Below are 15,335 nucleotides of genomic sequence, written 5' to 3' on the forward strand. Positions count from 1 at the left end.
TCAGGTTATCGGCCGGCGGTTGAAAAAACTTTAGGGTTCCGGGCAAAAAAACTTTCTTTTTCGAAACTTCCACCCATGCGTTGCAGCAGACCCGCCTTCCTCAGGCAGGCATGTTCATGATTTCCTGGTAAGCCGCGACCACCTTGTTGCGTACCTGCAGACCCATCTGGAAGCCGATATTGGCCTTCTGCATGTCCACCATCACATCGTTCAGCGCCACGCCCGGCTTGCCGAGCTCGAAAGCCTCAGCCTGGCCGTAGGCCTCCTGCTGGGAGTCGCTGATCCGATCGAGCGACTTCTTCAACTCGCCGGCAAACCCGCCACCGACAGCTCCGCTGCCGGACAGGGCACCGCCGCGCTCTCCCGCCTGGGTGGCCTGGTTGATGGCCCGCATCTGCTGCAGCACCGATTCAATTGACGATATGGACATGGTGTTTTTCCTGGGCAATACACGTGCCCGTTGCTTCATTGAGGGCTCCAAGCGTAGCAGCCGGTCGGCCTGCGCATCGCGTCAAAAGATGGCAAAACCCCCGGCTATTCGGCCGATCAAACGCCAGGCTGCGCTCTGACAATTGCTCACGAGGCCGGGAAACCCTGGCCGCGCGTGGCAGGCCAATCTCTCCTTTTAATACTGTCGTATGTCATCAGTCGATTCAGTTTTTTCAGCCCACTGCTGGCCCCGCATGCCCTCGAACGGCCGGCGTGCCACGGCGGTAGCCGGGTGAACGCATGAGTTCAGCCACCACCGCCGCAACCGGCGCCCTCCCCGCAATGCCCAAAGCCTGGCCACTGCTGGACCAGCTGCGCGCCAATCCGCGCCTGCCCCTGGCTATCGGGGTTTCCGCTGCCGTGGCGCTCATTGCTGCCCTCTGGCTCTGGAACCGGACGCCCGACTACGGCGTGCTCTACAGCAACCTGTCAGACCGCGACGGCGGCGCCATCATCGCTTCGCTGCAGCAGATGAACATTCCCTACAAGTTCACCGACGGCGGCGCAGCCTTGCTGGTGGCCGCCAACAAGGTACCGGAAGCGCGGCTGCGGCTGGCTTCTCAGGGCCTACCCAAAGGCGGCACTGTCGGCTTTGAACTGATGGACAACCAGAAATTCGGAACCAGTCAGTTTGCCGAGCAGGTCAACTACCAGCGCGCCCTGGAAGGCGAACTGGCCCGGTCCATCAATTCCATCTCTGCCGTGGAGTCGGCACGCGTTCACCTCGCGCTGCCGAAGCCCTCGCTCTTTGTGCGCGACCAGAAAAAACCCAGCGCATCGGTGGTCCTCACCCTGCATCGCGGACGCAACATCGATGAAGGCCAGGTCAGTGCCATCGTGCACCTGATTTCCAGCAGCGTGCCCGAGCTGTCGGCTAAAAGCATCACCGTGGTGGACCAGGCCGGCAACCTGCTGTCAGCAGCCAACGCCGGCACCCGCGGCCTGGATGTCACCCAGCTGAAATACGCGCAGGAAATCGAGCAGACCTACATCCGCCGCATTGAAGCCATTTTGCAGCCCATCGTCGGCACAGCGAATGTCCATGCACAGGTCGCAGCAGAGATCGATTTCTCGACCGTCGAGAACACCGACGAAAAATACCGCCCGAACCAGGACGCCGGCAGCGCGGCCATCCGGAGCCAGCAATCGAGCGAGTCAAGCCAGCAAGGCGCTCTCCTGCCCGGCGGCGTTCCAGGCGCGCTCACCAACCAGCCACCCGCCAATCCCGTGGCCCCCATCGCCGCCGACGTTCCAGGGCAGAAAAAGCCCGAGCCGCAGGCTCCGGGCCAACTCAAGATGAGCACGGAAATGAGCAGCGTCGCAAGCACCCCCCGCAGCACAACCGCCGGCAGCGGACGAAAAGACGTGACCACCAACTACGAGCTGGACCGGTCCATCCGCCATGTACAACAGGGCGCCGGCGGCATCAAGCGCCTGTCGGTGGCGGTGGTGGTCAACTACCGCGGCGGCAAGAGCCAGGGCAAGCCGACAGTACAGGCGCTGTCGGCCGCTGAGCTGGAGCAGATACAGAACCTGGTGAAGGAAGCCATGGGCTACAGCCGCGAGCGCGGCGACACGCTCAACGTGGTCAACAGCCCCTTTGCCAACGAAACCAAAGACACGCCCGAACTGCCGGTATGGCGCGAGCCGGACAACATCGAGATGGCAAAGACGGCGGGCAAGTACCTGCTGCTGGGAATGCTTGCCCTGTACCTGTGGTTTGCGGTGCTGCGGCCCCTGCTGCGCAACTACCTGCAGCCGGAACGCGCGCCGGCGGGAAGCGCAGCGGTCGAAAGTGCCGCCGCCGACAATGCCGACCCCGAGGTGCAGGCACAGGACCGGCAAACCCAGCGCCACCTGGACAACATCCAGTATGCGCGGGAAGCCGCCCTCAAGGATCCGCGAATGGTCGCCATGCTGATCAGGCACTGGATGGAGAAAAAAGATGGATGAAGGCACGAGGAAAAGCGCCATCCTGCTGATGTCGCTTGGCGAGGAAGGAGCCGGCAGTGTGCTCCAGCACCTGTCGCAGGCCCAGGTCGAGGCCATGGGTGAAGCCATGGCCGGCCTGTCACAGGTCAAACGCGATGAAGTCAGCCAGGTGCTGGAAGAATTCCACATCGAAACCGAGCAGTACTCGGCCCTTCACCTGGATTCGGGCAGTTATCTGCGTACCGTGCTGAACAAGGCATTGGGCAACGACCGGGCAGCGAACCTGCTCGAAAGCATCCTGGAGTCCAGCGACTCGGCCAGCGGCATCGGACGCCTGAACCAGCTGGAGGCCACCGAAGTCGTCGAACTCATCCGGGACGAGCATCCACAAATCATCGCCACGTTGCTGGTCCACCTCGATCGCCACAAAGCGGCCGACGTGCTGGAGCAGCTTCCTGAACGGGTTCGCCACGACGCAGTGATGCGGGTGGCAACCTTCGGTGGCGTGCAGCCGGCCGCCCTCAAGGAGCTGACCGAAGTGCTCAACGACATGCTGTCGGGCGAAGGCGGCAAGCGCAGCAGGCTGGGCGGCATACGGGTGGCGGCGGAAATCGTCAACATGATGGGCAGCGCCCAGGAAGAAGGCGTGATCAAACATGTTCGCGAGCACGACGAAATGCTGGCACAAAAAATGATCGACGAGATGTTCCTGTTCGAAAACCTGCTCGGCCTCGAGGACCGCAGTGTCCAGTTGCTGCTCAAGGAAATCGAATCCGAATCGCTGATCATTGCACTCAAGGGTGCACCGAAGGAACTGCTCGAAAAGTTCCTGAAAAACATGTCGCAGCGCGCCGCGGAAACACTGCGCGAAGACATGGAAATGCGGGGCCCGGTGCGCGTATCCCAGGTCGAAACCGAACAGAAAGCCATTCTGGCCATCGTGCGCCGCCTTGCGGATGCCGGCGAAATTGTGCTGGGTGGCCAGGGCGACGACTCCTATGTATAACCCGGCTCCCCTGTCACGCTCGCCCGATGCCGACCGGCTCCCGTCAGGGGCGCGCCCCGGGCAGCGGGTCATGGACCCCCGGGACCGGATCGCCGCCTGGAAGCGTTGGGAAATGACTTCCTTTGCGCACGAGCCGCCCGCCCCGCCGCTTCAGGTGCAAGCCATCCCCGACCCCGTGCCGGAATCGCCGCCGGCCCCGCGAATCGATGAAGCCGATCTCGACCGCCTTCGACTGGAGGCCCAGATGGCCGGCGAAAAAGCCGGCTACGAACAGGGTTACGCGCAGGGACAGGCCGAAGGACATGCAGCCGCCATGGCGGCTGTTCATGAACAGGCCAGGCAATTGCGCGCGCTCACCCTGTCCCTGCCGCCCGCCCTGCGTATCGCCGAGGGTGGTGTGGCCGACGACCTGCTCGCACTGGCGATGGACCTGGCCCGCCAGGTGCTGGGCCAGGCCCTGACGACGGATCCGCAAGCCATGCTGGCCGTGGTGCATGAACTGCTCCAGGCCGAGCCGGCGCTGGTCGGTTCGCCCCAGCTCTTCCTGCATCCGGACGACGCCCAGCTGGTCGGTGAACACCTGGCAGAAGAATTGCTGGCCATCGGCTGGCGCATACGCCCCGATGCCGGCATCCTGCGTGGCGGCTGCCGCGTCATGGCGAGCAGCGGCGAACGCGACGCAAGCCTTGAAACGCGCTGGGAGCGGGTGGCCGCAGCACTGGCACGAAACACACCTGCCCCATGACTGAACTCCCCGAAGCTGCCGCGGAAAATCCGCATCTGCAGGCCTGGAAAACAGCGCTGAACGAGGCTCGCACGGCTGTCGCCAAAATCGACCCGGTCCGCACCTACGGCCGGCTGACACGTGCTGTGGGACTGGTGCTGGAAGCAGTCGGGCTGCGCCTGCCGGTGGGCAGTGACTGCCTGATCGAGTTACCCCCGGGCTACCCCCAGAAAACAGCCGAAGCAGAAGTGGTCGGTTTCGCCGGCGAGCGCATCCTCCTGATGCCATTGAGCGCCGTTGACGGCTTGCTGCCCGGCGCGCGCGTCTATGCGCTGGACTCACCCGCGGGGCAAGGCAGCACCGGGGCCAGAACCAAACGGCTGCCGGTGGGCGACGGCATGCTGGGCCGCGTGGTCGATGCCGCGGGCCGGCCGCTGGACGGCCTGGGCCCGCTCACATTTTCCCGGGAAGTACCGCTGACCGCCGAGCCGATCAATCCCTTGATGCGCGCCCCCATTGACCAGGTGCTCGACGTCGGCGTACGCGCCATCAACGCCATGCTGACGGTAGGACGCGGCCAGCGCATGGGGCTTTTTGCCGGATCCGGCGTCGGCAAAAGTGTCCTGCTCGGGATGATGGCCCGCTATACCAGCGCCGACGTGATCGTGGTCGGCCTGATCGGCGAACGCGGCCGGGAGGTCAAGGACTTCATCGAGAACACGCTGGGCGAGGAAGGCATGGCCCGCGCAGTTCTGGTGGCGGCGCCTGCCGACACCTCGCCCCTCCTGCGGCTGCAGGGCGCCGCCTATGCCACCTGCCTGGCAGAGCATTTCCGGGACCAGGGGAAAAATGTCCTGCTGATCATGGACTCGCTGACCCGCTATGCCATGGCCCAGCGCGAGATAGCGCTGGCGGTGGGCGAACCTCCCGCCACCAAAGGCTACCCGCCATCGGTCTTTGCCAAACTGCCGGCACTGGTGGAGCGCGCCGGCAATGGCGCCCGCGACGCTGCCGGCCAGGGAGGGTCCATCACCGCCTTCTACACGGTACTGACGGAAGGCGACGACCAGCAGGACCCCATCGCCGATGCGGCACGCGCCATCCTGGACGGCCATGTGGTGCTTTCGCGCAGCCTGGCGGAATCCGGCCACTACCCGGCCATCGACATCGAGGCCTCCATCAGCCGCGCAATGACGGCACTCATAGCGCCGGCCCAGTTTGAAGCCGTGCGAAGTGCCAAACAAATGCTGTCACGCTACCAGCGCAATCGCGACCTCATCAGCGTCGGCGCCTACGCCCCCGGCCATGACGCGCAGCTGGACCGGGCCATTGAGCTTTACCCCCGGATCGAAGCCTTCCTGCAGCAAACCATGCATGAACGCACCGACTACGACGCGTCCGTGAGCCAATTGCACGGCCTGTTCCAGACCAGCTGACAACCCCATCCACCTACCGGAGAACACACATGCCCCACAAGCTACCGCTGGCAACCCTGATTGAACTGGCACAAAGCAAAACTGACGAAGCCACCCGGCGGCTCGGCCAGCTGCAGAACGCCCACACCAGCGCCGCCGAAAAGCTGGAAATGCTGCTGCAGTACCGCCAGGAATACATCGACCAGATGAACCTGCAAATGCGCGACGGCCTACCCTCCGCCCACCTGCGCAATTTCCAGAACTTCATCGGCACGCTCGACAAAGCCATCGAGCAGCAACGCATGCTGGCACTGCAGGCCGATACCCGCCTGGCACACGGACGAACCGACTGGCAACTGAGCAAACGCCGACTCAGTTCCTTCGACACCCTGGCCGACCGCGTTCGCCAGCAGGACCTGCTGGCAATGAACAAGCGGGACCAGCGGGACAGCGATGAACGTTCCGCCCGGCAGTTCTATCTGCGTTCCGCCACCCTGGCGGACTAGGAAAACCATGTCGTTGAACCTTCCATCCCTCAGCGCACCAGTTTCGGGTGCCCAGCCACCGGCCAGCGCCGCGGCACGCAACGACGACCCGGAGAAAAACAGCCCGGGCAGTTTTGGAGAAGTCCTTGCGCGTGCCGCCAGGCCAGCCGGTGAGACAGCCACAAAATCCGCTGAAAAAACTTCAGCCAACTCCTCGCCGGCACGAGGCCAGGACGGCGACGAGGAAACCGACGCAGAAGAGTCGGCCGAACTGGTCAATCTCCTGGGTGCGGGCTTTATCCCACCCGAAGGCAGGCTACCGCCGCTGGCGCTTCCCGGCGGCGCCGTCGCGGCAAGGCGGGGCGATCCCCGCCCGCCAATCGCCGCAGATCCGCTGGCCCAGCCGCTGGCAGGTGTTCCCCTGCCCGCTGACGGTTCCGTGGCACTGGCCGATGCAGGCACCGACGTGGAGGCATCGGCGACACCCGTATTGGCGCTGGCCGCCGCGAATCCGAAGGAACGCGGCCAGAGCACTTCCCTGGCTACCCGGCCCGATGCCGCCCCCGTGGACATCCTGACGGCGGCTGCTCCAACCGGCACAAAAATCGCGGCCCCGGAAGCTGCACAGGACACCGCCTTTTCCGGTCGCCCCTCCCCGCAGGCTGCTGACAGTCCACTCACCGGAACCGTTGAAGCGACCGGGAGCGAAAGCGAAACCGGAGTCACCCGGTCGGCACCCAACGCAGCCAGCCAGGCGTCTGATGCACCACTGCCTAGCGCCGAGACCCTGACCCCGGCAACAGTTGCTGGTACGTCCGCCCCGGCTTCCGGCCTCGAAACAGGCGCGATCACGGCACCGCCCACGATGGGTCCCGCCCTGCAGGGGTCCGCGAACCTTGCAGGCTCCAGCCCCCCTCAGGGGGTGATCACGCCTTCCCTACCGCAGGAAGTAGGCAGCAGCGAGTGGGGCAAGGCACTCGGCCAGCAGCTGGTCCGGATGGACCAGGGCGGTCATGAAGTCGCAGAACTCCAGCTCAACCCGCCGGGCCTGGGTCCCCTGAAGGTCACCCTGAGCATGAATGACCATCAGGTCCAGGCCATGTTTGTATCGGCTCACTCGTCGGTCCGTGCGGCGGTGGAAGCCGCCTTGCCGCAATTGCGCGCCACGCTGGCCGACAGCGGGATCAGCCTGGGTGACACCTCTGTCGGCGCCGAAAGCCGCCCGCAAGCCGATGTGAACCAGGGTCAAGGCGGACAGCAATCCGGCCAGCGCAGCTATGCACGTGCCGATATCAGCACCTCCCCCACCATTGCGGAGCGACCGGCCATCGAGCCGCGCCGATCGGGCCATGGCATCACGGTGGATACCTACGCCTGAGCCGGCCTTTCCGCCGGAGCGCCTCGCCAGCTGCAAATGCCGGAGGTAAAGCGTTTTCCACCTGCTTATCAAGCGATGCTTTCCGGACCTTCTGCCCAACAATCAATCGTCTCACTTACGCAGCAAAGCCATGGCTACAACAACGGTTCCGATGCCACCTCCTCCTCCCGCCCCGAGCAGAAAGCTCCGCCTCGTGCTCCTGATCCTGCTGGCGCTGGTCGTCACGGCGGGCGCAGCGGGAGGCGCCTATTACTATCTGCGCGGCAACCCGGATGCCGCGGCAAAGGCCGCGGTCAAACCGCCGCAGGACCCCATTTTTGTTGCGCTCGAACCCTTCACGGTCAACCTGCAGCCCAACGGGCGCAACCGTTTTCTGCACGTCGCCGTGACCCTGAAAGTCAGCGACATCAAGTCCCAGAGCCAGCTGGTGCAATACATGCCCGAAGTGCGCAGCCGGGTTCTCACAACACTGTCCAACCGGGCATCCGACTCATTGGTCACGGCGGAAGAAAAAAACCTGCTGGCCACGGAAATCCTGACCGTCCTGAACCGGCCCTTTGCAGCCAACCTGCCTTCCGCCGCGATATCCAGCGCAATGTTCACCACATTCATGCTGCAGTAGCCTGCCCAATGAGATTCGCCCATGGCCTATGAACAGCAACTGTCCCAGGACGAGGTAGATGCGCTGCTGCAGGGCGTCACCGGCGACGCCGATGTCGCCACCGCACCGCCGCCGGCACCCGGGGGACTGCCGGTTTACAACCTCGGCACGGATGAACATGTCGTGCGCAGCCGCATGCATACGCTGGAGGTCATCAACGAGCGGTTTGCGCGACACCTGCGCAGTTCGCTGCTGACCTTCATGCGCCGCAGCGCAGACATCTCGGTCGGGGCGGTACAGATCCAGAAATACGGCGAATTCATCCGCCACCTGCCGGTGCCGGCCAACATCAACCTGATGCAGATGAAACCCCTGCGCGGCACGGCCTTGTTCGTGTTCGACCCCAAGCTGGTGTTCCTGGTCGTGGACAACCTCTTCGGCAGCGATGGCCGCTACCATGTCCGCGTCGAAGGCCGGGATTTCACGCAGACCGAGCAGCGCATCATCAAACGGCTGCTGAACCTCACGCTGGACAGCTACGGCCAGGCCTGGCGGCCGGTTTACCCGCTCGATTTCGAATATGTGCGCGCAGAGATGCATGCCCGGCTGGCCAATATCGTGTCCCCCAACGAGGTGGTCATCAACACGACCTTTCTGATCGAATTCGGACCCATAGGCGGAGCCCTGAACGTCTGCATCCCCTATTCCATGATCGAGCCGATCCGGGACCTGCTGTCCAATCCGCTGCAGGGCGAAGTTGAAGTGGACAAACGCTGGGTCAAGCAGCTGTCGCAGCAGATCCAGAGCGCCGACGTGGAACTCAGGGCCCGTTTTCTGAGCTTTCAATCCACCATCGGCCAGTTGCTCAAGCTCCAGGTCGGGGATGTGCTGCCGGTCGAGATTCCCGAGACGATTGTGGCCGAGGTCAACGGCGTTCCCGTCATGGAATGCGGCTACGGCACGTCCAACAACCGCTATGCCCTGCGGGTACAGAAGATGATCAATCACCAAGACAGAGATTCAGGCAAGGAACGCGACCATGAGTGAAGAAAGCAAGGACGATCCGGCGGCAGACATGGCTGACGATTGGGGCAGCGCGCTGGCCGAACAGGCGCAGGCCACCGCCCCCGCAGCCCCTCCGGCAGCAGCACCCGAACAGGCCGGCGAGCGGGTTTTCCAGCCGCTGCAGGGTGACGCCCGGGCAGGTATTGCCCAGGGCGACATCGACAGGATCCTGGATGTTCCGGTGCAGCTGACGGCCGAGCTGGGCCGAACCCGCATCACGCTAAAAAACCTCCTGCAGCTGTCGCAAGGCTCCGTCGTCGAACTCGACGGCCTGGCCGGCGGCCCCATGGACGTCTTCATCAACGGTTACCTGATTGCGCAGGGCGAGGTGGTGGTGGTGAACGAAAAATACGGCATCCGCCTGACGGACATCATCACGCCTTCCGAACGTATCCAGAAATTGAACCGATGATCTGGCGGCAGGTTCCAAGGCTGGCCGCCGCGCTGCTGGCCAGTATCAGTCTGGCGGCCGGCGCCGCGCTCCCCACCGTACCCACCGCCGCATCGGAACCCGTCCGCTCTTTCGGCATGGGCGGTTTCCTGCAGGCGGCTTTTGGCCTGGCCACCGTGCTCGCGCTGATCTTCCTGTGCGGTTGGGCAGCCCGCCGGCTTGGCCTGCGCCAGTCCGGCAGCGGACGCCTGCTCAAGGTGGTGTCGAGCACCATGGTCGGCCAGCGCGAACGCGTGGTGGTGGTGGAAATCGGCGGCTCATGGCTGGTGCTTGGCGTTGCGGCCGGCCAGGTTCGTGCGCTGCACTCCATGCCGGCGGAGCACCTGCCGGAGGTTCAGGCTGCATCAGCGGTGGGTGGCCTGACACCCGCTGCAGCCTTCTCCCAGAAACTGCTGGAGTCCCTCGGCAAATTCAATCACCTGAAAAAGCGGGACTGATGCGCCTGACTGTCCACTCCCTGCGCCGCCGCACGGCCTTCCCGCTGCCGCTTGTGCTCTTCACGCTGTGCCTGCTGGCCGTGGCGGCATGGCCGGCCACGGCGTTCGCCCAGGGCTTGCCGGGCATCGTCAGCACGCGCGGCCCGGGCGGCAGCCAGACCTGGTCGCTCAGCGTTCAGACGCTGGTGTTGCTGACCTCGCTGTCCTTCCTGCCGGCGCTGCTGTTGTCCATGACCAGCTTCACACGCATCCTGATCGTCCTCGGCCTGCTGCGCACGGCCATCGGCACCCAGTCCTCGCCACCCAACCAGGTCCTTGTGGGTCTGTCCCTTTTCCTCACGTTCTTTGTCATGTCACCGGTTTTCGACAAGGTCCACAGCGAAGCCTACAAACCGTTTTCGGAAAACAAAATCAGCGCCGAGCAGGCGATGGAACGCGGCATTCAGCCCTTCAAGCAGTTCATGCTCAAGCAGACCCGTGAGGCCGACCTGGCGCTGTTTGCAAGACTCGCCAACATTGAAAAAATGGAGGGGCCGGAACAGGTGCCCCTGCGCATCCTGCTGCCAGCCTTTGTGATCAGCGAGCTGAAAACCGCTTTCCAGATCGGCTTCACCATCTTCATTCCCTTCCTGATCATCGACCTGGTGGTAGCCAGTGTGCTGATGTCCATGGGCATGATGATGGTGCCGCCGGCGACCATTTCGCTGCCTTTCAAGCTCATGCTTTTCGTCCTGGTGGACGGCTGGCAGTTGCTGATAGGCGCACTCGCGCAGAGTTTTTACATGTGAGCCCCGCCATGCAGCCAGACAACAGAAAGGAGCGGCAGAGATGACACCCGAGTCAGTCATGGCCATGGGGTATGAAGCGATGAAACTCTCCATGCTGCTGGGCGCGCCGCTGCTGCTGGTGGCGCTGGTCACCGGCCTGCTCATCAGCCTGTTCCAGGCGGCCACGCAGATCAATGAAATGACACTGTCTTTCATTCCCAAGCTGCTGGCCGTGTTCGCCACCCTGGTGATTGCCGGGCCCTGGATGCTCGGCCTGGTGCTGGACTACATGCGCACCCTGTTCTCCTCGATTCCGCAACTGGTGGGCTGATGCCACCGGTCTTCTCCGTCACCTCGGAGCAGCTGGGCGTCTGGATGGTGGCTTTTCTCTGGCCGTTTGTCCGCATGCTGGCGCTCATCAGCACGGCCCCTGTTTTCAGTGAAAGCGCCGTGCCGCGCTCAGCCAAAGTCGGCCTGGCCGTCCTGCTGGCCATCGCCATCGCCCCCACCCTCGGGCCCCTGCCGGCGATTCCCCTGGTTTCCGCGGCCGGCTTCTGGATCCTGGTGCAGCAAATCCTCATCGGCGCAGCCATCGGGTTTTCGATGCGTATGGTCTTTGCAATTGTCCAGGCCGCAGGTGAATACGCCGGCCTGCAGATGGGCCTGTCTTTCGCCTCTTTTTTCGACCCCACCAGCGGCGGCAGCACCATGGTCCTGGCGCGCCTGCTGAACGTGATGGCCGTCCTGATTTTCCTGGCCATTGACGGTCACCTGGTGCTGATCATGACGCTGGCAGAGAGTTTCCGCACCTTGCCAATCAGCGACGCACCGCTGGCGGCAGGCGGCTGGTTCCTGCTGGTGTCGGCCGGCGGCCAGGTCATCTCGGGCGGGCTCATGCTGGCCTTGCCGCTCATCGCCGCCCTGCTGACCCTCAACCTGGCCATGGGCATCCTGAACCGCGTTTCACCGCAGTTCAGCATTTTTGCCGTGGGTTTTCCCATCACGCTGCTGGCGGGCATGGGCATGCTGCAGATGCTGATGCAGTACATCGCCCCCTTCATGGAGCCGCGCTTTGCGGCCGGCTTTGCAGCCATCCTCGAGTTTCTAAGCGGTTTACGGACATAGCCCTTGGCCCATCTGTGCAACCAGCTATCAAATCAATAGCGTTTCTGACAGTCTATTGCCTGGGCCGCCTTACAGGTAATTGAACAGGGAAATCTGCTGGATGCGGACAAAGGTCTGCTGGCTCGCCTCCAGCGCCGTCTGACGCTGGTAGAACTCCGCAATCGCGGTGGCGTAATCCAGGTCCTGCAGGTCGGACAGGTAACTTTTGTCCGTGAGCGTCCGGCTGTCGCCGGTGACTTTCAGTGCATCCAGCTCATTGAGGCGGGAGCCGATCGACGAACGCACGGTCAGCACATTGTCGTGCGCGTTGGTGATTTTCCGGTTGGCCGTGCTCAGGGCATTGAGGACCTTGGCCTTGCCCTCCGGCCCCGCAGCGTCGATCTTGGTATTGAGCGCCTTGATCACATCGCCAATCGCCGCAAAAACATCTGTTCCCGCATTCTTCGCCGTGGCAACACTGAAGGTGTCGCCGGCTGCCGGCGTACCGGTGATGGTGATTTGCAGGCCGCCAAAACTGATGGCGCTGCCCGAGGTGTAGGCAGCGGCCGCCAGGGTGACGGGCGGCGTTGTGTTCGTGTCCACCTGGTAGGTCGTCGGGGTGGGGAAACTGATCACGAAATCTTTTCCGTAGTTCGGGTCGGTCACGTCGACCACCGAGGTCGCGCTGAACACCCCGCTGCCGGCATTGCCGGCAGGCGAGGCGGTGATGTAGCCAGCGCCGCCCTGGACCGTCTGGAAAATGCTGCGGCCGTCGTCCGTTCCGGCCATCTGGCGCGAAACATCGACCTGCATGAGGCGTTTTCCCTGGTCGCCGGCATACTGGATGCTGCCGTCGGCCTGCCGTATGAACGGCGCACTGCCGCTCTTGAACCCGGCAAACAGGAACTGGCCGTTGCCGTCATCGGTATTGGCCAGGCCCTGCAACTGGTCCAGATTGCTTTGCAGGGTGGTGGCGATGGAAGCACGATCAGCATCGGTCATGGTGCCATTGCCTGCCTGCACCAGCGAGGTCTTGATGTTCTGCAGCACCGTGGTCACGCTTTGCAGGGCGTTTTCTTCCATGGACAGTGTCTGCGTGGCCTGGCTTCGCGTGGCCGCGTACTGGGCGCCCACAGCGATCGACTGGGACACGGCCAACGCGCGGGTGGCCCCCAGCGGATCGTCCGATGGCGTCAGGATCTTGCTCATGGCTCCAAGCTGTTGCTGCACACGCAGCAGGCTGCTTTGCTGCGAGCCCATGGCGGCTTGGCTTTGTTCGTAAAAGGTCTGGGTGCTGATGCGCATCATGAACTCCGGGATTAAGTGGTGACTGTCAGCGGATGCCGAGCACGGCGTCGAACATGGTGGATGCGGTCTGGATCACTTTGGCATTGGCCTGATACATCTGCTGGAACATCAGCAGATTGGCGGTTTCCTCGTCCTGGTTGACACCCGACACCGATTGCTGGACGGCGCGGATCTGCGTGGTCAGGCTGGTCTGGGCGGTATGGGCAATCTGGACCTGCCGGGCCTTGTTGCCCACCGCGCTGACCAGTTGTCCGTAAGCGTCGTTGAAGGTTGCTGTCCCGTTGCCCATGGTCTTTCTGTTCTGCAACGCACCGAGCAGCAAGGCGTTGCTGCCGTCGGAGACACCGCCCGTGTTCTTCCCGATGGTGAAAGTGTCGCCATTCGAAGGCGCACCGCTGATGCTCACCGTGATGCCATCGAAGCTCATGGATGCGCCGGCGGTGTAGATCACCGTGCTGCCGTCCGGGAAACCCGAGAGTTCATTGGTGGCGCTGTTGTAGGTCAGGGTCACCGTGGCACCCAGGGGCGTTGCCGGATACGCCGCATCCACCGAACCTGCGCTGATGGCCCCGCTGCCCTGGTTGCCCGCTGTGTTGCCCGTGATGATGGGTGAAGCTGCAGCCACCTTGGCGGGGTCGGTCAGAGTCACGGCAAGGTCTCGCGCACCGGTGCGGGTGGGCTGGATCAGGAAGGAGTCGCCGGCGCCAGCAGCCCCTGCAAACGCGAGCGTGACGCCGTCGAAGGTATTGGGGGGCACGGACGCCGCAAGATCCGCCGCACTGAAGACCTTGTTGTCCGACAGCCGGGTCACCGAGAACGACAGGTCGGCCTTGACGTCCAGCCGGTAATCGCTGGTGGTCAGTTGGCCAATGTCGGAAAACGACGCCGTCAGGTTCAGGCTGCCGGTGTTTCTGGCGTTCGACATCACGCCGGGAACAGCCTGCGAGAAAAAGTCCTCGCCCAGTGCACCATTGAGGTCGACGCCCAGGCTCTGCTGGGCATTGAAGGCATCCGACAGGGCGATGGCCATGCGCCCCAGCGAGTTCTGGGTCGTCGCCAGCGTTTCATTGCGAAATTGCAGCAACCCGCCCAGCGAGCCGCCAGACATCACATCTTCCTGCAGTTCCACGGCATTGCCGGCGGCATTGACCATGGCCAGCGTGGTGCGGCCAGGATCGATTGCAGAACTGACCGCGGCTAGCCGTGTCGCCCTGTCGCCCAGCACCAGCGTCTGCCCATTGCCGATAAAAACGTTGTACTGGCCATCCTGCACGACGAGCTTGGTGCCCACCAGCTTGCCCAACTCGTTGACCAGCTGGTCGCGCTGGTCCAGCAGGTCATTGGGCGCCTGGCCTCCCGTGCCGTTGCTGAGCATGGCCACCTGTTTGTTGAGGCTGGCGATCTGCTCGGCATAGGCGTTGATCTGCTCGACATGCCCGGCCACCTGGTCGTTGACACTGGCATTCAGGCTGGACAGGTAGCTGTCCATGGTCCTGAACTGGTTGGCCAGTGCCTGGCCGGAGCTGATCAATTGCTGCCGGGCCGACGGATCTGCCGGCGTGTTCGCGAGCGCCTGCACGTGGGTAAACAGGGTCTGGAGCTGCGGTGCCAGCCCGGCTTTCTGGTTGGCAAGCAGGTTGTCAATCTGGCTGATCTGTGTGTAATAGGTGCTCAGGGCCTGGTTCGATGACTGGGCCTGGTTGAGCTGCGACGACAGGTACTGGTCGTAACTGCGGGAGATATCCACCACCTTCGCGCCATTGCCGAAGAAACCGACGCCGGCACTGTAGGATCCGCCGGCGGAGGCCACCTGCGCCGACTGGCGGCTGTACCCGGGCGTGTTGACATTGGCCGTGTTGTGCCCGGTGGTCACCAGGGCCGCCTGCGCGGCATTCAGGCCGCTCAGCCCGGTATAAAACATGTTGTTTGACATAAAAACCTGGTTCCTCTAGGGCAACAACCTGCACAGGGCGTTCTTTGTGACGACCCCTTCATGCTTAACGGCAGCCTCAGAAAAAACTTGAGGACTTGAGCACCATCCGATGGCGCCGGCGTCTTGCCACCGCCTCAAAATTCTTCCCACTCACCACCCGCCGCACCCGCTGCAACCAGCTGCCGGGGCTGTGACGCTGCCGGTGCCGGCCTGCGCGGCGCCGCTATCGCACGTTTGGCT

Annotated in this window: 16 protein-coding genes; 13 read left to right on the top strand and 3 right to left on the bottom strand. The window is 63.5% G+C overall.

Annotated elements, in window-relative coordinates; genetic code table 11:
- Positions 1 to 100: 100 nt before the first annotated feature.
- Positions 101 to 430: a flagellar hook-basal body complex protein FliE gene (fliE, locus tag WA904_RS18540; protein WP_425198599.1), complete on the bottom strand. Its 330-nt coding sequence runs from the start codon at positions 428 to 430 to the stop codon at positions 101 to 103.
- Positions 431 to 729: 299 nt separating this feature from the next.
- On the opposite strand from fliE, the gene fliF reads away from it, so the two are divergent.
- From fliF to fliR, 13 genes are all read left to right on the top strand, one after another.
- Positions 730 to 2,442 carry a flagellar basal-body MS-ring/collar protein FliF gene (gene fliF / locus WA904_RS18545; protein WP_425198600.1) on the top strand — a complete coding sequence of 571 codons (1,713 nt, stop codon included), beginning with the start codon at positions 730 to 732 and terminating at the stop codon, positions 2,440 to 2,442.
- A complete protein-coding gene (fliG, locus tag WA904_RS18550; protein WP_425198601.1) occupies positions 2,435 to 3,427 on the top strand; it encodes a flagellar motor switch protein FliG in 993 nt (330 codons plus the stop codon). The genes fliF and fliG overlap by 8 nt, the downstream gene beginning before the upstream one ends.
- A 112-nt stretch (positions 3,428 to 3,539) precedes the next feature.
- On the top strand, positions 3,540 to 4,172 hold the full coding sequence (locus WA904_RS18555) for a flagellar assembly protein FliH (protein ID WP_425198602.1): 633 nt from the start codon (positions 3,540 to 3,542) through the stop codon (positions 4,170 to 4,172).
- On the top strand, positions 4,169 to 5,587 hold the full coding sequence (gene fliI / locus WA904_RS18560) for a flagellar protein export ATPase FliI (protein WP_425198603.1): 1,419 nt from the start codon (positions 4,169 to 4,171) through the stop codon (positions 5,585 to 5,587). Before WA904_RS18555 ends, fliI begins: the two co-directional genes overlap by 4 nt.
- 29 nt (positions 5,588 to 5,616) lie before the next feature.
- On the top strand, positions 5,617 to 6,072 hold the full coding sequence (fliJ, locus tag WA904_RS18565) for a flagellar export protein FliJ (RefSeq protein WP_425198604.1): 456 nt from the start codon (positions 5,617 to 5,619) through the stop codon (positions 6,070 to 6,072).
- Between the two features lie 7 nt (positions 6,073 to 6,079).
- Positions 6,080 to 7,429: a flagellar hook-length control protein FliK gene (locus WA904_RS18570; RefSeq protein ID WP_425198605.1), complete on the top strand. Its 1,350-nt coding sequence runs from the start codon at positions 6,080 to 6,082 to the stop codon at positions 7,427 to 7,429.
- A 193-nt stretch (positions 7,430 to 7,622) separates the two neighbouring features.
- A complete protein-coding gene (gene fliL / locus WA904_RS18575; protein WP_425198606.1) occupies positions 7,623 to 8,051 on the top strand; it encodes a flagellar basal body-associated protein FliL in 429 nt (142 codons plus the stop codon).
- A 21-nt stretch (positions 8,052 to 8,072) separates the two neighbouring features.
- On the top strand, positions 8,073 to 9,077 hold the full coding sequence (gene fliM / locus WA904_RS18580; protein WP_425198607.1) for a flagellar motor switch protein FliM: 1,005 nt from the start codon (positions 8,073 to 8,075) through the stop codon (positions 9,075 to 9,077).
- Positions 9,070 to 9,507, top strand: coding sequence for a flagellar motor switch protein FliN (gene fliN / locus WA904_RS18585; protein ID WP_425198608.1), 438 nt, complete (start codon positions 9,070 to 9,072; stop codon positions 9,505 to 9,507). Before fliM ends, fliN begins: the two co-directional genes overlap by 8 nt.
- Complete coding sequence (fliO, locus tag WA904_RS18590; protein ID WP_425198609.1) at positions 9,504 to 9,983, top strand: flagellar biosynthetic protein FliO; 480 nt, start codon at positions 9,504 to 9,506, stop codon at positions 9,981 to 9,983. The genes fliN and fliO overlap by 4 nt, the downstream gene beginning before the upstream one ends.
- Positions 9,983 to 10,771 (top strand): flagellar type III secretion system pore protein FliP, encoded by a 789-nt coding sequence (gene fliP, locus WA904_RS18595; protein ID WP_425198610.1) that lies wholly within the window; start codon positions 9,983 to 9,985, stop codon positions 10,769 to 10,771. The genes fliO and fliP overlap by 1 nt, the downstream gene beginning before the upstream one ends.
- A 40-nt stretch (positions 10,772 to 10,811) precedes the next feature.
- The gene (gene fliQ / locus WA904_RS18600) at positions 10,812 to 11,081 is read left to right on the top strand and encodes a flagellar biosynthesis protein FliQ (protein WP_425198611.1); all 270 of its coding nucleotides are present in this window, start codon (positions 10,812 to 10,814) and stop codon (positions 11,079 to 11,081) included.
- Positions 11,081 to 11,875 (top strand): flagellar biosynthetic protein FliR, encoded by a 795-nt coding sequence (gene fliR, locus WA904_RS18605; protein ID WP_425198612.1) that lies wholly within the window; start codon positions 11,081 to 11,083, stop codon positions 11,873 to 11,875. Before fliQ ends, fliR begins: the two co-directional genes overlap by 1 nt.
- 69 nt (positions 11,876 to 11,944) lie before the next feature.
- Here fliR and flgL read toward each other — a convergent pair whose 3' ends face one another.
- Both flgL and flgK read right to left on the bottom strand, forming a co-directional pair.
- On the bottom strand, positions 11,945 to 13,159 hold the full coding sequence (gene flgL / locus WA904_RS18610) for a flagellar hook-associated protein FlgL (RefSeq protein ID WP_425198613.1): 1,215 nt from the start codon (positions 13,157 to 13,159) through the stop codon (positions 11,945 to 11,947).
- A gap of 28 nt (positions 13,160 to 13,187) precedes the next feature.
- Positions 13,188 to 15,095 carry a flagellar hook-associated protein FlgK gene (gene flgK / locus WA904_RS18615; RefSeq protein ID WP_425198614.1) on the bottom strand — a complete coding sequence of 636 codons (1,908 nt, stop codon included), beginning with the start codon at positions 15,093 to 15,095 and terminating at the stop codon, positions 13,188 to 13,190.
- Between the last annotated feature and the right edge of the window lie 240 nt (positions 15,096 to 15,335).

Source organism: Polaromonas sp. (genome assembly GCF_049790275.1).
In the GTDB taxonomy this organism is placed as follows: domain Bacteria; phylum Pseudomonadota; class Gammaproteobacteria; order Burkholderiales; family Burkholderiaceae_C; genus Polaromonas.

What these genes read in the sequence shown, in the direction of transcription:
- flgL (WP_425198613.1), bottom strand. Translation starts at nt 13,159, where the DNA reads ATGCGCATCAGCACCCAGACCTTTTACGAACAAAGCCAAGCCGCCATG.
- fliP (WP_425198610.1), top strand. Translation starts at nt 9,983, where the DNA reads ATGCGCCTGACTGTCCACTCCCTGCGCCGCCGCACGGCCTTCCCGCTG.
- fliG (WP_425198601.1), top strand. Translation starts at nt 2,435, where the DNA reads ATGGATGAAGGCACGAGGAAAAGCGCCATCCTGCTGATGTCGCTTGGC.
- fliQ (WP_425198611.1), top strand. Translation starts at nt 10,812, where the DNA reads ATGACACCCGAGTCAGTCATGGCCATGGGGTATGAAGCGATGAAACTC.
- fliR (WP_425198612.1), top strand. Translation starts at nt 11,081, where the DNA reads ATGCCACCGGTCTTCTCCGTCACCTCGGAGCAGCTGGGCGTCTGGATG.
- fliO (WP_425198609.1), top strand. Translation starts at nt 9,504, where the DNA reads ATGATCTGGCGGCAGGTTCCAAGGCTGGCCGCCGCGCTGCTGGCCAGT.
- fliF (WP_425198600.1), top strand. Translation starts at nt 730, where the DNA reads ATGAGTTCAGCCACCACCGCCGCAACCGGCGCCCTCCCCGCAATGCCC.
- fliE (WP_425198599.1), bottom strand. Translation starts at nt 430, where the DNA reads ATGTCCATATCGTCAATTGAATCGGTGCTGCAGCAGATGCGGGCCATC.
- fliJ (WP_425198604.1), top strand. Translation starts at nt 5,617, where the DNA reads ATGCCCCACAAGCTACCGCTGGCAACCCTGATTGAACTGGCACAAAGC.
- fliN (WP_425198608.1), top strand. Translation starts at nt 9,070, where the DNA reads ATGAGTGAAGAAAGCAAGGACGATCCGGCGGCAGACATGGCTGACGAT.
- WA904_RS18555 (WP_425198602.1), top strand. Translation starts at nt 3,540, where the DNA reads ATGACTTCCTTTGCGCACGAGCCGCCCGCCCCGCCGCTTCAGGTGCAA.
- WA904_RS18570 (WP_425198605.1), top strand. Translation starts at nt 6,080, where the DNA reads ATGTCGTTGAACCTTCCATCCCTCAGCGCACCAGTTTCGGGTGCCCAG.
- fliM (WP_425198607.1), top strand. Translation starts at nt 8,073, where the DNA reads ATGGCCTATGAACAGCAACTGTCCCAGGACGAGGTAGATGCGCTGCTG.
- fliI (WP_425198603.1), top strand. Translation starts at nt 4,169, where the DNA reads ATGACTGAACTCCCCGAAGCTGCCGCGGAAAATCCGCATCTGCAGGCC.
- flgK (WP_425198614.1), bottom strand. Translation starts at nt 15,095, where the DNA reads ATGTCAAACAACATGTTTTATACCGGGCTGAGCGGCCTGAATGCCGCG.